15 protein-coding genes are annotated in these 17,498 nt (G+C 64.9%); 10 read left to right on the top strand and 5 right to left on the bottom strand.

The genetic code is table 11. The features are described from left to right. The first annotated feature begins 73 nt into the window (after positions 1–73). Complete coding sequence (dnaJ, locus tag HHA01_RS10690) at positions 74–1,210, top strand: molecular chaperone DnaJ (RefSeq protein ID WP_141320527.1); 1,137 nt, start codon at positions 74–76, stop codon at positions 1,208–1,210. A gap of 132 nt (positions 1,211–1,342) precedes the next feature. Further along, on the top strand, positions 1,343–2,242 hold the full coding sequence (locus HHA01_RS10685; protein WP_141320526.1) for a DMT family transporter: 900 nt from the start codon (positions 1,343–1,345) through the stop codon (positions 2,240–2,242). Here the strand turns inward: HHA01_RS10685 and HHA01_RS10680 are convergent. The 3 genes from HHA01_RS10680 to HHA01_RS10670 are packed head-to-tail and all read right to left on the bottom strand — an operon-like array spanning position 2,220 to position 5,180. Continuing rightward, the gene (locus tag HHA01_RS10680) at positions 2,220–2,969 is read right to left on the bottom strand and encodes an ABC transporter ATP-binding protein (protein WP_141320524.1); all 750 of its coding nucleotides are present in this window, start codon (positions 2,967–2,969) and stop codon (positions 2,220–2,222) included. The two genes, HHA01_RS10685 and HHA01_RS10680, sit on opposite strands and share 23 nt — an antisense overlap. Then, entirely contained in the window at positions 2,963–4,051 is a 1,089-nt protein-coding gene (locus HHA01_RS10675) for a FecCD family ABC transporter permease (protein ID WP_141320522.1), read from the bottom strand. The genes HHA01_RS10680 and HHA01_RS10675 overlap by 7 nt, the downstream gene beginning before the upstream one ends. Position 4,052: 1 nt before the next feature. After that, positions 4,053–5,180 carry an ABC transporter substrate-binding protein gene (locus HHA01_RS10670; RefSeq protein ID WP_141320520.1) on the bottom strand — a complete coding sequence of 376 codons (1,128 nt, stop codon included), beginning with the start codon at positions 5,178–5,180 and terminating at the stop codon, positions 4,053–4,055. Between the two features lie 350 nt (positions 5,181–5,530). Between HHA01_RS10670 and HHA01_RS10665 the strand changes: the two genes are divergently transcribed. Together HHA01_RS10665 and HHA01_RS10660 are read left to right on the top strand one after the other, a co-directional pair. After that, a complete protein-coding gene (locus HHA01_RS10665) occupies positions 5,531–5,812 on the top strand; it encodes a DUF2218 domain-containing protein (protein ID WP_141320518.1) in 282 nt (93 codons plus the stop codon). Between the two features lie 3 nt (positions 5,813–5,815). Further along, positions 5,816–6,721 carry a DMT family transporter gene (locus HHA01_RS10660; RefSeq protein WP_246053877.1) on the top strand — a complete coding sequence of 302 codons (906 nt, stop codon included), beginning with the start codon at positions 5,816–5,818 and terminating at the stop codon, positions 6,719–6,721. Here HHA01_RS10660 and HHA01_RS10655 read toward each other — a convergent pair. After that, on the bottom strand, positions 6,707–7,684 hold the full coding sequence (locus HHA01_RS10655; protein WP_141320516.1) for an esterase-like activity of phytase family protein: 978 nt from the start codon (positions 7,682–7,684) through the stop codon (positions 6,707–6,709). The genes HHA01_RS10660 and HHA01_RS10655 overlap by 15 nt on opposite strands. 157 nt (positions 7,685–7,841) lie before the next feature. Between HHA01_RS10655 and dapB the strand changes: the two genes are divergently transcribed. The 4 genes from dapB to greA all read left to right on the top strand — a co-directional run bounded on the left by dapB (position 7,842) and on the right by greA (position 13,993). Further along, complete coding sequence (gene dapB, locus HHA01_RS10650) at positions 7,842–8,648, top strand: 4-hydroxy-tetrahydrodipicolinate reductase (protein ID WP_141320514.1); 807 nt, start codon at positions 7,842–7,844, stop codon at positions 8,646–8,648. 289 nt (positions 8,649–8,937) lie between these two features. Then, complete coding sequence (gene carA, locus HHA01_RS10645; protein ID WP_141320511.1) at positions 8,938–10,083, top strand: glutamine-hydrolyzing carbamoyl-phosphate synthase small subunit; 1,146 nt, start codon at positions 8,938–8,940, stop codon at positions 10,081–10,083. Positions 10,084–10,289: 206 nt separating this feature from the next. Beyond that, the gene (gene carB / locus HHA01_RS10640; RefSeq protein ID WP_141320509.1) at positions 10,290–13,520 is read left to right on the top strand and encodes a carbamoyl-phosphate synthase large subunit; all 3,231 of its coding nucleotides are present in this window, start codon (positions 10,290–10,292) and stop codon (positions 13,518–13,520) included. Then, positions 13,517–13,993, top strand: coding sequence for a transcription elongation factor GreA (gene greA / locus HHA01_RS10635; protein WP_141320507.1), 477 nt, complete (start codon positions 13,517–13,519; stop codon positions 13,991–13,993). The genes carB and greA overlap by 4 nt, the downstream gene beginning before the upstream one ends. A gap of 112 nt (positions 13,994–14,105) precedes the next feature. Here greA and yhbY read toward each other — a convergent pair whose 3' ends face one another. Next, complete coding sequence (gene yhbY, locus HHA01_RS10630) at positions 14,106–14,432, bottom strand: ribosome assembly RNA-binding protein YhbY (protein WP_141320505.1); 327 nt, start codon at positions 14,430–14,432, stop codon at positions 14,106–14,108. A gap of 174 nt (positions 14,433–14,606) precedes the next feature. Between yhbY and rlmE the strand changes: the two genes are divergently transcribed. Both rlmE and ftsH read left to right on the top strand, forming a co-directional pair. Then, positions 14,607–15,302, top strand: a complete 696-nt coding sequence (gene rlmE / locus HHA01_RS10625; RefSeq protein ID WP_141320503.1) for a 23S rRNA (uridine(2552)-2'-O)-methyltransferase RlmE — start codon at positions 14,607–14,609, stop codon at positions 15,300–15,302. A 216-nt stretch (positions 15,303–15,518) separates the two neighbouring features. Further along, on the top strand, positions 15,519–17,495 hold the full coding sequence (gene ftsH, locus HHA01_RS10620) for an ATP-dependent zinc metalloprotease FtsH (protein WP_141320501.1): 1,977 nt from the start codon (positions 15,519–15,521) through the stop codon (positions 17,493–17,495). Positions 17,496–17,498 lie beyond the last annotated feature (3 nt).

Below are 17,498 nucleotides of genomic sequence, written 5' to 3'. Positions count from 1 at the left end.
GGCTGACACCAGCGCGGGAGCTCGACTCCCGCGTTGGTGTTTGCGCAGCGTCGCTACGGAGGCGGACAGACAGATGTCCAAGCGTGACTATTACGAAGTGCTGGGAATCGAGCGCGGGGCCGATCAGAAAGAGATCAAGAAGGCCTACCGGCGCCTGGCACAGAAATACCATCCGGACCGTAATCCGGACGATGATACCGCGGCGGAGAAGTTCCGCGAGGTTTCCGAGGCCTATGAGGTCCTGACGGACAGCGAGAAGCGCGCGGCCTATGACCAGTTCGGTCATGACGGCGTCGACGGCCAGGCCGGTGGCGGCTTCGGCGGTGCCGGGGCCGGCGGCTTCAGTGACATCTTCGGCGATGTCTTCGGCGATATCTTCGGAGGTGGCGGAGCGCGCCGCAATCCCAATGCCCCGCAGCGTGGCAGTGATCTGCGCTACAACCTCGAGGTCGACCTCGAGGATGCCGTCGCCGGTACCAGCGTGGATATTCGCGTGCCGCGCCATATCGAGTGCGAGCGCTGCGACGGGGACGGTGCCGAGCCGGGCTCCAGCAAGGAGACCTGCCCGACCTGTCACGGCATGGGTCAGGTGCGCATGCAGCAGGGCTTCTTCGCCGTGCAGCAGACCTGCCCGACCTGTCATGGCAGCGGTCAGCACGTCAAGGTGCCGTGTCACAAGTGCAACGGTGAAGGCCGCGAGCGCGAGACCCGCACCCTGTCGGTGAAGATTCCGGCCGGCGTGGACACCGGCGATCGCATTCGCCTCAATGCCGAAGGCGAAGCCGGCATGAACGGTGGCCCGCCCGGTGATCTCTACGTCCAGGTGGCCATCAAGCCGCACCATATCTTCGAGCGCGAAGGCCGTCATCTGCAGTGCGAGGTGCCGATCAACTTCGTCGATGCCACCCTGGGTGGCGAGCTCGAGGTGCCGACCCTGGATGGCCGGGTCAAGCTGAAGATTCCGCCCGAGACCCAGACCGGCAAGATGTTCCGCCTCAAGGGCAAGGGCGTGAAGCCGGTGCGCGGCGGCCCCGCCGGCGACCTGCTGTGCCGCGTCGAGGTCGAGACGCCGGTCAAGCTCAGCGAGGAACAGAAGGACCTGCTGCGCCAGTTCCAGGACAGCCTGGACGGCAGCAACAGCCATCACTCGCCGAAGAAGAGCAACTTCTTCGACGGCGTGAAGAAGTTCTTCGAGGACATGAAACCGTAACGGGCGCCGGTCCGTCGCTTCACCCAGAGGCCCCGCACTCCCCGAGGAGGCGGGGCCTCATTGTGTACGCTCGCCTGCCTCTCCCGACAATGCTGACGACCGGCAGGGCCCGATCAGGAGACGATAGACCCCATGAATGACGTTGTGGATCGGCCGCTGGCCGGCATCCTGCTGCGGCTGATGTCGGGCATTCTGTTCACCGGCATGATGGTCTGCGTCAAGCTGGTGAGCACTCAGGTGCCGCTGGGGCAGACGATCTTCTTCCGTTCGGCCTTCGCGCTGTTGCCGATCCTGGTGTTCATGCTGTGGCGACGGGAGTTCCCGCGGGTCCTGGTCACGCGGCGGCCGCTGGGGCATCTGCTGCGCTCGGGGCTGGGGGCAGCGGCGATGTTCGCGTCCTTCGCGGCGGTGGCGCGCTTGCCGGTGGCCGAGGCGACGCTGTTGGCGCAACTGGCGCCGGTCTTCACGGCCATCGGCGGTGTGCTGTTGCTAAGCGAGCGTTTCACGCTGCATCGCGCCCTGGCTTTTGCCCTGGTGCTGTGCGGCGTCGCGGCACTGGTCGTCCCGGATCTGGGTGCGGGGCAGCCGGCGGGGCGGGTGCTCGGCTATGGGCTGGGCATACTCGCCGCCTTGCTGACGGCCGGGGCCCTGGTCACGGTCAGGCGCATCTCGCGTACCGAGTCGGCGGCCTCGATTGCCTTCTACTTCGTGCTGGTCACCACCCTGGCTGGCCTGGCCACCCTGCCGCTGGGCTGGGTGGCGGTGTCCGGGACGACCCTGGCGTTGCTGATCCTGGCCGGGTTGTTCGGCGGCGCGGCGCACATCTGCATGACACTGGCCCTGCGCTTCACCGAGGTCTCGCGGTTGGCACCCTTCGAGTATGTGGCGCTGGTCTGGCCGGTGCTGGCCGACCTGCTGATCTTCGGCCTGCCGCTGTCCAGTGGTTTTCTTGTCGCGCTGCCACTGGTGCTGGGCGGGGCCGCCCTGGCGGCCCTCGAAGGCCACCGTGTCAGACGGCTTCTTCGACGATGAGCTGGGGCTGTCCCTTCGAGCAGGGCTCGATTCGGGCATTCACCTGGTAGACCCGGTGCAGCAGCTCGGGCGTGACGACTTCGGTGGTCGGGCCACAGCTGATCAAGGTGCCGTCCTGCAGCACCATGGCGTGATCGCTGAAGCGCAGGGCATGACCGATATCGTGAAGCGCCGCGATCACCAGTATGCCGCGTTCCCTGGCCAGGCGGCGTAGGATCGTCAGTAGCTGGATCTGCCGGTGCAGGTCCAGCGCCGAGGTCGGCTCGTCGAGCAGCAGGATGTCCGGGTTCTGTACCAGGGCCTGGGCGGCGCTGACCATCTGCCGCTGGCCGCCACTCAGGTCGCCGATATCCCGCTCGCCGAGCGCGGCGATGCCCAGCTCGCCCAGGGCCTGATCCACGGCGGCGAGGTCATCGTCATCCACCTTCAGGTGCCGTCCCTGCATGCGGGACAGCAAAACGGCCTCATACACCGTGAGGGCGGCGCTGACGGCGGTTTCCTGAGGCATGTAGGCGATGGGCTGCTGGCGGCTGACGCCTTCGAGATGCACCTGGCCGCCGCCGGTGAGCAGGCCGAAGAGGCGTCGGAACAGGGTCGACTTCCCGGCGGCATTGGGGCCGAGCACGGCGACCACCTGTCCGCCCTCGAGGGGTGGCGTGGTGATCTCGGCGAGGATGGGCCGACGACCATAGCTCGCCGTCAGCCGGTCGAGGGTGAGCGTTACCATGAGGCCTTCTTGTGGTTGAGAACGAGGAACAGGAAGAAGGGGATGCCGACCAGCGAGGTGATGATGCCGATCGGGATGATGGTGCCCGGAATGATGACCTTCGACAGCACCGAGCCGACTGAGAGGATCAGGGCGCCGCACAGGGCGGCTCCCGGTAGGAAGAAGCGCTGATCCTCGCCCAGCAGCAGGCGGGCGATATGTGGTCCGACCAGGCCGATGAAGCCGATGGTGCCGACGAAGGCCACGGCAATGGCGGCCAGCAACGAGACCAGTATCAGCACCTCCAGGCGCAGGCCGCGGGGCTTCACGCCCAGGCTTTCGGCCTTGGCGTCGCCCAGGCGCATGGCGGTCAGCGCCCAGCCATGGCGGGCCAGCAGTGGCATGACCACGGCCAGCACTGCCAACGCGATCCACAACTTGGGCCAGGTGGCCTTGGTCAGGCTGCCCATGGTCCAGAACACCACGGCGGACACGGCCTGCTGGCTGGCGAAGAACTGAATCAGTGCCATCAGCGAGTTGAAGATGAAGACCATGGCGATGCCGAGCAGCACGATGGTCTCGATGGTCACGCCGCGTTTGAGGCTCAGCGCATGGATGGCGAAGGCGGTGAGCATGGCCATCACGAAGGCATTGATCGGGATGACGTAGTCGATGGCGGTGGGAATGATCGCCACGCCGAAGGCCAGGGCGAGGGCGGCGCCGAAGCTGGCACCCGCCGAAATCCCCAGCGTGAAGGGGCTGGCCAGCGGGTTGCTGAGGATGGTCTGCATCTGGGCGCCGGCCACCGACAGGCTGGCGCCGACCACCAGGGCCATCAGCGCCACCGGCATGCGGATTTCCCAGAGGATGACGCGCACCTGCTGGCTGGCAGCATCCGGGTCAAACAGTGCGGCGACCACCTCCGCCAGGCTGAAGCGTGCCGGCCCCATGGCCAGGTCGACGCACAGGGTGCAGAGCAGGGCGAGTGCCAGGCCGGCCAGAATCAGCTGGCGGCGCAGCACCAGGCGGCGGTAATGGTCGCGGCCTGCGGAGACGGGGCGAGCACCCTGCTGCTCGATACTGTCACTGGCGCTGGCCGGCATCTCAGCGATCCTTCAGCGAGAGCCAGTAGCCCGGCTCATAGTCGACTGGCAGGAAGCGCTCGTGCAGTGTCTGCATGGTGGCTTCGGGGTCGAGGTCGGTGAAGAGGTCAGGGTGGAACCACTTGGCCATCTTCTGTACCGCCACGAAGTAGTAGGGACTGTTGTAGAACTGGTGCCAGATGGCATGAAAGTTGTCGTTTTCGACGGCCTCGATACCGGTCATGGCGGTGCGCTCGGTCAGGCCCTCGAGTTTGGCCCGGGCCTTGTCCATGTCGGCGCCCGGGCCGACGCCCACCCAGTCGCCGCCGGGCACATAGGCGTCCCAGTTGCCGCCGGTGACCACGACATGCTGCGGGTCGGCGGCGATGATCTGCTCCGGGTTCAAGGTGCCGAAGGTGTTGGGGATGATGCCGTCGGCAATATTGGTGCCGCCGGCGAGCTCGACGTATTCGCCGAAATTGCCCGGGCCGAAGCTCATGCAGCAGTCTTCCGAGTAGCCACCGGCGCGGTCGATGAAGACCCGCGGCCTCTCGGGGTCAGCGGCTTCGATGGTGTCGGTGACGCGCGCCATCTGCTGTTCGGCGAAGTCGATGAAGGCCTCGGCGGTCTTTTGCTCGCCGAGCAGTTTGCCCATCAGGCGCATCGAGGGGGTGGTATGCGCGATGGGATCGGCGCGGAAATCGACGTAGACGATGGGGATGCCCAGCTCGGCCAGCTTGTCGTCATAGCCGGCGTCCTCGGTGGCCGTCCTGGCCTCGAGGTTCATCAGCACCACGTCCGGCTGCAGCGAGGCCGCCTGCTCGACATCGAAGGTGCCATCCTTGAAGCCGCCGAAGGTGGGGATGTCCTTTAACTCCGGAAACTTGTCGGCATAGCTGGCGTAATTGTCCGGGTCGGCCTGGGAAAAGTCGTTGCGCCAGCCCACCACGTGTTCGAACGGATCCTGCGGCTGCAGGGCGCCGAGCAGGTAGATCTGACGGCCTTCGCCGAGGATCACGCGGTCCACGGGCGCCTCCACGCTGACGTCGCGGCCGGCGACATCGGTGACGGTGATCTCGTCGGCCTGGGCCAGGCTGGCGCTCATCAGCAGGCCGAGGCTGCCGAGGGTCTTGAGTAGAGGTGCTGTCATGGGGCGGGGCTCGCGGGTTGAAAGAGGGCTGACTCCGGGAAACGCTGCTTGAGTGCCTGTGCATGCCAATCACTGCGTGGCACGCTGCTCACAGGCTCGCCTGACTCGCTGTTGCGCTGGCTGTGCTGCGTGCGCCTCACTCGGCTTGGCGATTCAAGTCGTGATTCCCTTGTTGCGTATGATTCGGGTTTACAAATGATAATATTTTGCCGGGATGCCGTCGGGTTGTCGAGGCTTCGTCGGGCGATGATCGCTTCGGTCGTGCGGGTCGGCCAAGGTAGGGTGGCGCTCGATGATGTGCCGTCATAATCTGTGGTCTTCAATTCTCTGAAAATGATGGAAGCGTCGTCATGCCGATATCGCGAGCGGTAGTACTCACCGAATCCGGTGACCAATTGATCAACCGGCTGTGCAAGCACTGGGCGCACAAGCTGGAGGTCGAGCAATCGGAGGCACAGGGCCGAATCCAGTTCGAGAATGGCAGTTGCCTGCTGCAGGCCGAGGAAGACAAGCTGCATGTGGCGGTGGAAGCACTCGACGAGGAAGGGCTGGACCAGCTGGAAGGTGTCGTGGCCAATCACCTGGAGCGCATGGCGGGCAAGGAATCCCTGGATATCATCTGGGAAAACTGATCCGTGACATCGCGTGCCGCGCACCTGGGGATGTGGCTCTGGGCGGCACTGGTGGGGCTGTCGTTTCCCGCCGTGGGCCTGCTGAGTGAGCTGCCGCCGATGCTGCTGACGGCGCTACGTTTCGCCATTGCCTGTGGCGGCCTGTGGCCGCTGGCGTATTGGGCCGATGGTTTCAGGCCCGCGCCTGCAGCGTGGCCGCTCTATGCCCTGATGGGTCTGTGTCTGGCGGGGTTCTTCGGCGCCATGTTCTGGGCGGCGCATCATGCCACGGCGCTGTCCATGGCGACCCTGTATGTCAGTGTGCCCTTGCTGGCCTATGGCCTCGGTCGGCTGCTGCGCGTGGAGCAGCCGGCCTGGCGGCTGCCGGCGATCCTGGCCCTGGGAGCGGCGGGTGCCCTGGCGCTGGCACTGGCCGAGGCACGGGTGCGGGGTGGCGCGATGCAGCTGGGCCGAGGCGAAGCGGTCTTCTTCGCCGGCTGTGTCTGCTCGGCGCTGTACCCGGTGATTTCCAAATGGGGGCTCAATACCGGACTGCTGTCGGCGTCGGCCGCGGTGCGTACCTTCTGGAGTCTGGCGCTGGGCGGCGCGCTGATCGGCCTGCTGGGGCTGCTGGTGGAACCTGCGGTCCGGCTGGGGTCGATGCGCTGGAGCGATGGCCTGCTGCTGGTCTATCTGGGGCTGTGCTCCAGCGCCCTGACCTTCTGGCTGATGCAGCGTGCCACCCAGGTGCTGACGCCGGGTGCTATCACCGCCTATGGCTACCTGGTGCCCTTCGTTTCCATGCTGGTGTTGTTCCTGCGGGTGCCGCAGAGCCTGGGCTGGATCTGGCTGCCGGGCAGTCTGATGGTACTGGCGGCTATTGCGCTGTTATTGCGCCATGACGCCGGCGGCGGCTCAACGCGGGCGTAGGCAGACCAGCAGGCTACGCTGCAGCGCCCTGGCGTTGTCATCGCTGAGGATCAGCACGCGGCCGTCGTCGAGCCGTGTCATGCCTTCCATGTTGTCCAGCCACCAGCCGTCGGCACTGGAAAAGCTGGCCAGGGTTTCGACATTCAGTCGCGGTGGCTCGCCGAGTCGGACGCGTCGCAGGCTGATGACCAGCGGGGCGGGCGGAGCAAAAGCGCGCTCGAGTGCCAGCAGCTCGTCGCCATCGGTCGTGAGCTCGGTCAGGGCGCTGCCGCTGGCCGCCGCCAGGGGGTAATGCCACTCCTTGCCGTCCAGGCTGAACAGCCGGGTCTGCTTGTCCGGGACGCCGGCCGGCGCTGCTTCCAGGCCCAGGATGAGTCCGTGGGTCGGGTGCCGGGTCATGGCCTCCATGCCCTGGTTGCGGCGCGCCGTGCTGGTCTGCGGTGGGCGAATGGGCGCCGCCAGGGGAGTGCCGTCCGGGGCGAAGCGTTGCAGGCGGTGGTCGCGCTCGAAGCTGACCCAGAACTCAGTGTCACCCGGCGTGGCATTGTCAGCATGCAGCAGGGTCAGCGACTCGGCATCGGCGTCCGCGCCGGCGAGCGGTTGGCCCCGGGCGTCGCGCAGCCGCTGACTGTCGATGGGCGTCAGTCCGCTCAGCTGTCCGTTGTCGAAGAGGGGACGTGCGCGATGCAGGCGCCCGCGATCCGAGAGCAGGTAGAGGAGGCCGGTATCCGCTTCCAGAGCCAGGTCGGAGAGCCCGTTGACCGGGGTGCCCTCAAGCCACTGGTCGGGTAGTGCCAGGCTGCCGCAGAGCTCGACAGGGGCGCGCGCCAGGACCTCGTCGCCGGCCAGCGGGATGGCGCGCACGCGATCGGCGCAGCCGGCCAGCGGGGTGACCAGGGCCGTCAGCAGGCTGGCGACCATCAGCAGGCGAAGGCTCGGGCGCGGTATTCGGGGGCTGGGCATGGCGGTATCTCGGCTTGTTCGGGTGACGTTGGCGTCAGTCTGCCACACTGGCGTATCGATCGGGTGACGCCTCGGCGCCGCCGGCATCCGTCGAGACGCCCGGGGGTGGCGTTGTTATACTCCGACCATCTTTCGATCGCCAACTTCAGGAGTTTCCATGACTCGTATTGCCATCGTCGGTGTCGCCGGCCGCATGGGCCGCACCCTGGTCAACGCCGTGCAGCAGGATACCGAGGCCAGCCTGGCCGGCGGCATCGTCGAGCCGGGGAGTTCGCTGGTGGGGGTCGACCTCGGTGAACTCGCCGGCCAGGGCAGGCTGGGGGTGGCCGCCGTCGATGACCCGGCGCGCATCGCCGATGACATCGACGTGCTGATCGATTTCACCGCGCCGCGGGTCACGCTCGACAACCTGGCGTTCTGCGCCACGCACGGCAAGCGCATGGTGATCGGCACCACCGGGCTCTCCGAGGCCGAGCTGGCCGAGCTGGACGGCTACCGTGAGCGGGTCCCCATGGTCTTCGCGCCCAACATGAGCGTCGGCGTCAATCTGACGCTGCAGCTGCTGCAGACTGCCGCCAGGGCGCTGGGGGACGAGGGGTATGACATCGAGGTCATCGAGTCTCACCACCGTCACAAGGTCGATGCGCCTTCCGGTACGGCCCTGAAGATGGGTGAGGTGATGGCCGATGTCCTGGAGCGCCCGCTCAAGGAATACGGGGTGTTCGAGCGTGTCGGTCAGTGCGGGCCGCGCACCGACAAGGAGATCGGCTTTGCCACGCTGCGCGCCGGCGACATCGTCGGTGAGCACACCGTGATGTTTGCCACCGAGGGCGAGCGCGTCGAGATCACCCACAAGGCGTCCAGCCGCATGACCTTCGCCAAGGGCGCGGTGCGCGCGGCGCGTTGGGTGGCCGGCCAGTCGGCCGGCCGTTATGACATGCAGGACGTGCTCGGGCTCGACTGAAGGGTGGTCGAACGGCCGCGGATGCTTTAAAATCTCCCAAATTTTGGCCGGGCAGCCGGCTCATGCCGCGCGAACGCTTGTTGCGTCGGCCCAGCATTCCGAGCGAATGACAACAAGCGGGATGAAACCGGTCTTCCATGTCGGGTTTCGTCCCGCTTTTTTACGGGCCGATGGTGGGTCTGTCGTGCCGCCGGCCGGCCCCTGACGGCACAGCGAGCGCCATGCGGCCAGCGCCGTTCGAAGCGTATTTCTTGACGAGCTGTCTCTTTACACCTGGGAGGACGTTGCATTGAACAAACCCGCGATACTGGCCTTGGAAGATGGCAGTGTGTTTTACGGCACCGCCATTGGCGCCGATGGGCAAACCAGCGGTGAGGTGGTGTTCAATACGGCCATGACGGGCTACCAGGAGATCCTCACCGACCCGTCCTACAGCCGTCAGATCGTGACCCTGACCTATCCACACATCGGCAATACCGGCGTCAATCACGAGGACGTGGAGTCCGCCAGCATTGCCGCCGCCGGGCTGGTGATTCGCGACCTGCCGCTGCTGGCCAGCAGCTTCCGCTGCGAACAGACCCTGTCCGAGTACCTCGCCGACAACAACGTCCTGGGAATCGCCGATATCGACACGCGTCGCCTGACCCGCCTGCTGCGCGACAAGGGCGCGCTGAACGGCGCCATCTTCGCCGGGGAGACGGCCGCGGGCGAGGATGCCACGGCGCGCGCCCTGGAAGCGGCCCGAGCCTTTCCCGGCCTCAAGGGCATGGACCTGGCCAGGGTGGTATCGTGCAGCGCGGCCCACGACTGGTCCCAGGGCGAGTGGGCGCTGGGCAAGGGCTATGCCGATACCGCTCGGGACGAGCGCCCCTATCATGTGGTGGCCTATGACTTCGGCGCCAAGCACAACATCCTGCGCATGCTGGCCTCGCGCGGCTGCCGCCTGACCGTGGTGCCGGCCGAGACATCGGCGCGCGAGGTGCTGGGCATGCAGCCGGACGGCATCTTCCTGTCCAATGGCCCGGGCGACCCCGAGCCCTGCGACTACGCCATTCGCGCCATCCAGGAGTTCCTCGAGACCGACATCCCGGTGTTCGGCATCTGCCTGGGCCATCAGTTGCTGGCGCTGGCCAGCGGCGCGCGCACGGTCAAGATGGGGCACGGCCACCACGGCGCCAACCATCCGGTGCAGGATCTGGACAGCGGCCAGGTGATGATCACCAGCCAGAACCACGGCTTTGCCGCCGATGAAGCCACGCTGCCGGCCACCCTGCGCGCGACGCATCGCTCGCTGTTCGATGGCACCCTGCAGGGCATCGAGCGCACCGACCGACCGGCGTTCAGCTTTCAGGGCCACCCCGAAGCTAGCCCCGGCCCCCGGGATGTGTCGCCGTTGTTCGACCGCTTTGTCTCAATGATGAAGGAGCGCCGCTAAGGACTCCTGTGCAAACTTGCGGCGTGATGAGCGCCGGGGACAAGCCGAAGCGAGTGTCTTTTGTCCATGAATGGCAAAAGTAGCGCTCAGGGAAGGGTTTACAGCGCCCTCGCGATGGTCCGGCACTCCGGGGCTTGGCGCCGGAAAAGTTCTCTCCAAGCCATCATCGAGTCTGTTTTTACACTGAATTAGACGCGGGAACCGTCATGCCAAAACGTACCGACATCCAGAGCATCCTGATCATTGGCGCCGGCCCGATCGTCATCGGTCAGGCGTGCGAATTCGACTACTCCGGCGCCCAGGCCTGCAAGGCGTTGAGCGAGGAGGGCTTCCGGGTCATCCTGGTCAACTCCAACCCGGCGACCATCATGACCGACCCGGTGATGGCCGATGCCACCTACATCGAGCCGATCACCTGGCAGGCCGTCGAGAAAATCATCGAGGCTGAAAAACCCGATGCCATCCTGCCCACCATGGGCGGCCAGACGGCCCTCAACTGTGCCCTGGACCTCGACAAGCACGGCGTCCTCGCCAAACACGGCGTCGAGATGATCGGCGCCAACGCCGACGCCATCAACATGGCCGAGGATCGCGACCTCTTCGACCAGGCCATGAGGCGCATCGACCTGGAATGCCCCAAGGCCAAGGTCGCCCACAGCATGGACGAGGCCTGGGAGATCCAGGGCGAGCTGGGCTTCCCGGTGATCATCCGGCCTTCCTACACCATGGGCGGCTCCGGCGGCGGCGTGGCCTACAACAAGGAAGAGTTCAAGGAAATCTGCACCCGTGGCTTCGAGCTCTCCAACAACCATGAGCTGTTGATCGATGAGTCGCTGCTGGGCTGGAAGGAATACGAGATGGAGGTCGTTCGTGACAAGAACGACAACTGCATCATCGTCTGTGCCATCGAGAACTTCGATCCCATGGGCGTGCATACCGGCGACTCCATCACCGTGGCGCCGGCGCAGACGCTGACCGACAAGGAATACCAGATCATGCGCGACGCCTCGCTGGCGGTGTTGCGCGAGATCGGCGTCGAGACCGGCGGCTCCAACGTGCAGTTCGGCGTGGACCCGCAGACCGGTCGCGTGGTGGTCATCGAGATGAACCCGCGCGTCTCGCGCTCCTCGGCGCTGGCCTCCAAGGCCACCGGCTTTCCCATCGCCAAGATCGCCGCCAAGCTGGCCGTCGGCTATACCCTGGACGAGCTGCAGAACGACATCACCGGCGGGCGTACCCCGGCCTCGTTCGAGCCGTCCATCGACTATGTGGTCACCAAGATACCGCGCTTCACCTTCGAGAAGTTCCCCCAGGCCAACGACCGCCTGACCACCCAGATGAAGTCGGTGGGCGAGGTCATGGCCATCGGCCGGACCTTCCAAGAGTCGTTGCAGAAAGCGCTGCGCGGCCTGGAGACCGGCAATGACGGCCTCGACCCGAAGGTCACGCGCTTCACGGATGATGCCATGGCGCACATCAAGGGCGAGCTGCAGGTGGCGGGTGCCGAGCGCGTCTTCTATGTGGCCGACGCCATGCGCGCCGGGCTGGGCATCGAGGAAGTATTCCGCCTGACCAATATCGACCGCTGGTTCCTGGTGCAGCTCGAGGACCTGGTGCGTGCCGAGGCCGAGCTGGCGCGGCGCTCGCTCTCCGAGCTGACGTCTGACGAGCTCTTCGCACTCAAGCGCAAGGGTTTCTCGGATGCGCGCCTGTCGAAGCTGCTGGGGGTGGCCGAGAAGGATTTCCGCAAGGCGCGTCAGGCGTTCGACATCCGTCCCGTCTACAAGCGTGTGGATACCTGTGCCGCCGAGTTCGCCACCGATACCGCCTACATGTATTCCAGCTACGAGGAAGAGTGCGAGGCCGAGGTCTCCGAGCGCCCGAAGATCATGGTGCTGGGTGGCGGGCCCAATCGTATCGGCCAGGGCATCGAGTTCGACTATTGCTGTGTGCACGCGGTGCTCGCCATGCGCGACGACGGCTATGAAACCATCATGGTCAACTGCAACCCGGAGACCGTCTCCACCGACTATGACACCTCGGACCGTCTCTACTTCGATCCGGTGACCCTCGAGGACGTGCTCGAGATCGCCGACAAGGAGAAGCCGGCGGGCGTGATCGTGCAGTTCGGCGGTCAGACCCCGCTCAAGCTGGCCCGTGAGCTCGAGGCCGCCGGGGTGCCGATCATCGGTACCACGCCGGATGCCATCGACCGCGCGGAGGACCGTGAACGTTTCCAGGAGATGATCGACAAGCTGGGGCTCAAGCAGCCGCCCAATGCCACCGCGCGCAGCTTCGAGGAGGCCTTCTCCAAGGCCGAGGCCATCGGCTACCCGCTGGTGGTGCGGCCGTCCTATGTGCTGGGCGGTCGGGCCATGGAGATCGTCTATGATGCGTCCGAGCTCGAGAACTACATGATCCACGCGGTCAAGGTTTCCAATGACTCGCCGGTGCTGCTCGACCACTTCCTGAATGCGGCCATCGAGGTCGATATCGATGCGGTCTCCGACGGCCAGCAGGTGGTGATCGGCGGCATCATGCAGCACATCGAGCAGGCCGGCGTGCACTCCGGTGACTCGGCCTGTGCCCTGCCGCCGTACTCGCTGCCGGCCGCGGTGCAGGACGAGATGCGTGACCAGGTCAAGCGCATGGCGGTGGAGCTTGGCGTCAAGGGCCTGATGAACGTGCAGCTGGCCTGGCAGAATGGCGAGATCTATGTCATCGAGGTCAATCCGCGGGCTTCGCGTACCGTGCCCTTCGTATCGAAGTGTATCGGCACTTCGCTGGCGCAGGTGGCGGCGCGCTGCATGGCCGGCACCTCGCTGGCCGACCAGGGCTTCGCCGAGGAAGTGGTGCCGCACTTCTACAGCGTCAAGGAAGCCGTCTTCCCGTTCAACAAGTTCCCGGGGGTCGACCCCATCCTGTCGCCGGAGATGAAGTCCACCGGCGAGGTCATGGGCAGCGGGGACACCTTTGCCGAGGCCTTCTACAAGGCCCAGCTGGGCGCCGGCGAGGCCATTCCGGCCCTGGATGGCGAGCGCAAGGCCTTCCTGTCGGTGCGCGAGCCGGATAAATCGGGTGTTATCGAAGTGGCCCGTTCTCTGCTAAAGTTGGGCTTTACCCTATGCGCGACACGCGGCACGGCATCGGCTCTGGAAGCGGCCGACCTGCCCGTCGAGGTCGTGAACAAGGTGTATGAAGGCCGGCCGCATATCGTCGATCTGCTCAAGAACGACGAGATCGCCTATATCGTCAATACCACCGAGGGCCGCCAGGCCATCAATGATTCCTCGGTGATCCGCCGTACCGCCCTTGCTCGGAAGGTCCCCTATGCCACCACCCTGGCAGGGGCGAATGCCGTTTGTCTGGCGCTCGAATATGGAAATGCCATCACGGTACGGCGGTTACAGGAACTGCATGCAGGAGTCAGTCAATGAACAAGGTCCCGATGACCTCCGTCGGTGAACAGCGTCTGCGCGAAGAACTCGAACACCTCAAGGGCGAAGCACGACCCAATGTCATTGCCGCGATCGCCGAGGCGCGTGAGCACGGCGATCTCAAGGAGAACGCCGAGTATCATGCGGCGCGTGAGCAGCAGGGCTTCATCGAGGGGCGTATTCAGGAAATCGAGGGCAAGCTCTCGAACGCTCAGGTCATCGACGTCACCAAGCTGCCCAGGACGGGCAAGGTGATCTTCGGGGTGACGGTGGAGTTGATCAACCTCGAGGATGACGAGGAAGTGACCTATCGCATCGTCGGCGAGGACGAGGCCGATATCAAATCGGGGCTGATCTCCGTGACCTCGCCGATCGCCCGCGCCCTGATCGGCAAGGAAGAAGGCGAGACGGTGCTGGTGCGCACCCCCGGCGGCGACGTCGAGTACGAGATCTCCAGTGTGGAGCATCTGTAAGATAAGTCGGAAGAGTGAAGAAGTAAGAAAGGCCGCCCGGACGGGCGGCCTTGTCGTTGGGTAGAGGGTTTTCTTCCCTCTTGTCTCTTCCTTCTTCCCTCTCTGCGGCGCGTCAGCGTCGCCCGTGATGATTCTCGAAGCGTTTGATGTTGGACAGCTTCGGGTTGACCTTCGGGTTGTGGCGGTAGAGGAGGGCGACCTTGCCGATCTTCTGGATCAGTTCCGCGCCGCTGGCGTCGAGCAGTTCCTCGATCATCGCGGTGCGGTCCTCGCGTTCGGGCAGTGCCAGCTTGACCTTGATCAGTTCATGGTCGGTGAGCGCGCGGTCCAGTTCGGCGATCACGCCTTCTGAAATGCCGTTCTCCGACACCATGACCACGGGGTCGAGGTGGTGGCCGATGCTGCGAAATGCTTTCTTTTGTGCCTGTGACAAGCTCATGGTATCTTGATTCTTCCCGGTTGGCGCGCTGCGCGCCCATGTTACGGCGTATCGCGTCGTGGCGAAACCGCATTCTCGGGTTATTGTGCCGAGCGGCCGGGAGCGCACTTGCCTTCAGGTCATCCCGGACTTCGCTCGACCGCCCGTCATCCAGATCATTTTACAGGTGATGCCGTGGCATCTTCGCATGATTCGCGCGCCGGGGATAAAGCCTCGCGTGCCAAGGGAGCCGGGAAGCGCGGCTCGTCGGGCGGTTCGTCAAAAGCGCGTTCCGGCTGGATGAAAGAGCATTTCGATGATCCCTATGTGCAGCAGAGCTGGCAGGACGGTTATCGCAGTCGTGCCAGCTACAAGCTGCTGGCGATCAACGACAAGGACAAGCTGCTGCGTCCCGGCATGACGATCATCGATCTCGGGGCGGCGCCGGGTGGCTGGAGCCAGGTGGCGGCCGAGAAGGTGGGCGACAAGGGCCGCGTGATCGCCTCCGACATTCTCGACATCGATGCCCTGCCCGGTGTCGATTTCGTGCAGGGCGACTTCACCGAAGAGAGCGTGCTCGACGAAATACTGGCGCGCCTCGAAAAGCGACCGGTTGACCTTGTGATGTCGGACATGGCCCCCAACATGAGTGGTATGGCGGCGATCGATCAGCCGCAGGCCATGTACCTGGTCGAGCTGGCCCTGGACTTGGCCCGCCAGACACTGTCGCCGGGCGGCAGCTTCCTCGCCAAGGTGTTTCAGGGGGAAGGCTTCGATGCCTTCCTGAAGGAGCTGCGCGGCGACTTCAAGCGGGTGGTGACGCGCAAGCCGGAAGCCTCGCGAGCCCGTTCGCGCGAGGTGTACCTGCTGGCGGAAGGATTTCGCGGCTGAGCCTGGCGACCTGTCGGGCCCGGACCCGTGACAAGACAGCCTCGTCGATAGGCTGGTACTAACGGTTCAATGGCCGGACAATGTGTGGCAAATATGCCACAGTGGGTCATCATGTGATGGACGCGCGGCCACGTCCTGGTTGAACATGTGTCCCGAATGTAGTGTCGAAGCACTAGGCGTATTCGGCCGACGGATTCTTGCAATGAGGGTAGTCCCTTGAACGATATGGCGAAGAACCTGATTTTGTGGTTGGTCATCGCAGCGGTGTTGCTGACGGTGTTCAACAATTTCAGTGTCGAAGACTCACCGCAGATGATGAACTACTCTCAGTTCATCGAGCAGGTGCAAAACGAGCAGATCGAGAGCGTGACCATCGATGGTTACACGATCTCCGGCCAGCGCAGCGATGGTTCGGAATTCCAGACCATTCGCCCGGCGGCGCAAGACCCCAAGCTGATGGATGATCTGCTGGCCCATGACGTCACCGTGGTCGGCAAGAAGCCCGAAGAGCAGAGCCTGTGGACTCGCCTGCTGATCGCCAGCTTCCCGATCCTGCTGATTCTGGCGATATTCATCTTCTTCATGCGCCAGATGCAGGGCGGTGGTACCGGCAAGGGCGGGCCGATGAGTTTCGGCAAGTCCAAGGCCAAGCTGCTGTCCCAGGATCAGATCAAGACCACGTTTTCCGACGTCGCCGGCTGTGACGAGGCCAAGGAAGAAGTCGAGGAGCTGGTCGACTTCCTGCGCGATCCGACCAAGTTTCAGCGCCTGGGCGGCACGATTCCGCGCGGCGTGCTGATGGTGGGGCCGCCGGGTACCGGCAAGACCCTGCTGGCCAAGTCGATTGCCGGCGAGGCCAGTGTGCCCTTCTTCTCGATTTCCGGTTCCGACTTCGTGGAAATGTTCGTCGGCGTCGGTGCTTCCCGCGTGCGCGACATGTTCGAGCAGGCCAAGAAGCAGTCGCCGTGCATCATCTTCATCGATGAGATCGACGCCGTGGGCCGCTCGCGCGGTGCCGGCATGGGCGGCGGCAATGACGAGCGTGAGCAGACGCTCAACCAGTTGCTGGTCGAGATGGACGGCTTCGAGGCCAATGAAGGCATCATCGTCATTGCCGCAACCAACCGTCCCGACGTGCTGGATCCGGCGCTGCTGCGCCCCGGCCGTTTCGACCGCCAGGTGACCGTGCCGCTGCCGGACATCCGCGGCCGCGAGCATATTCTCAACGTGCACCTGCGCAAGGTGCCGCTGGGAGATGACGTCAAGCCGACCTTCATCGCCCGTGGTACCCCGGGCTTCTCTGGGGCCGACCTGGCCAACCTGGTCAACGAGGCGGCGCTGTTCGCCGCGCGTGGCAACAAGCGCCTGGTGGGCATGGATGAGCTGGAAATGGCCAAGGACAAGATCCTGATGGGCGCCGAGCGCCGCTCCATGGTCATGACCGAAAAGGACAAGCTCAACACGGCCTATCACGAGTCCGGCCACGCTATTATCGGCCTGGTGATGCCAGAGCATGATCCGGTCTACAAGGTGACCATCATTCCGCGTGGCCGCGCACTGGGCGTGACCATGTTCCTGCCGGACGAGGATCGCTACAGCATGTCGCGTCAGCAGATCATCAGTCAGATCTGCTCGCTGTTCGGTGGTCGTATCGCCGAGGAAATGACGCTCGGACCCAATGGCGTGACCACGGGGGCCTCGAACGACATCAAGCGGGCCACCGAGCTGGCCCACAACATGGTCGCCAAGTGGGGTCTGTCCGACGAGATGGGGCCGATCATGTACGACGAGGACGAGTCGCACCAGTTCCTCGGTGGTGGCAGTCAGGGCGGCATGCTGAAGTCCGGCGAGACCACCACGCGTCTCGACAAGGAAGTGCGCCGCATCATCGACGAGTGCTACCAGCAGGCGCGTCAGATCCTCGAGGATAACCGCGACAAGCTGGATGCCATGGCCGAGGCGCTGGTCAAGTACGAGACCATCGATCACAGCCAGCTCAAGGACATCATGGAAGGCCGTGACCCGAAGCCGCCGCAGGACTGGGAAGATGGGGGCTCCGGTGGCGGTTCGCCGGTGACCGATGCCGGCGACGAGAACCAGGCCTCGGATTCGTCCTCCGATGATGGTGACTCGGACGAGGAGACGCCGCGGCGTCGCCCCTCCGATCCCCTGGGTGGTCCTGCCGGTACCTGATCC

This window comes from Halomonas halmophila (assembly GCF_006540005.1).
Taxonomy (GTDB): Bacteria; Pseudomonadota; Gammaproteobacteria; order Pseudomonadales; family Halomonadaceae; genus Halomonas; species Halomonas halmophila.
The sequence above is the reverse complement of the archived record's forward strand: the minus strand, read 5'-3'. Positions and strand labels throughout refer to the sequence as shown.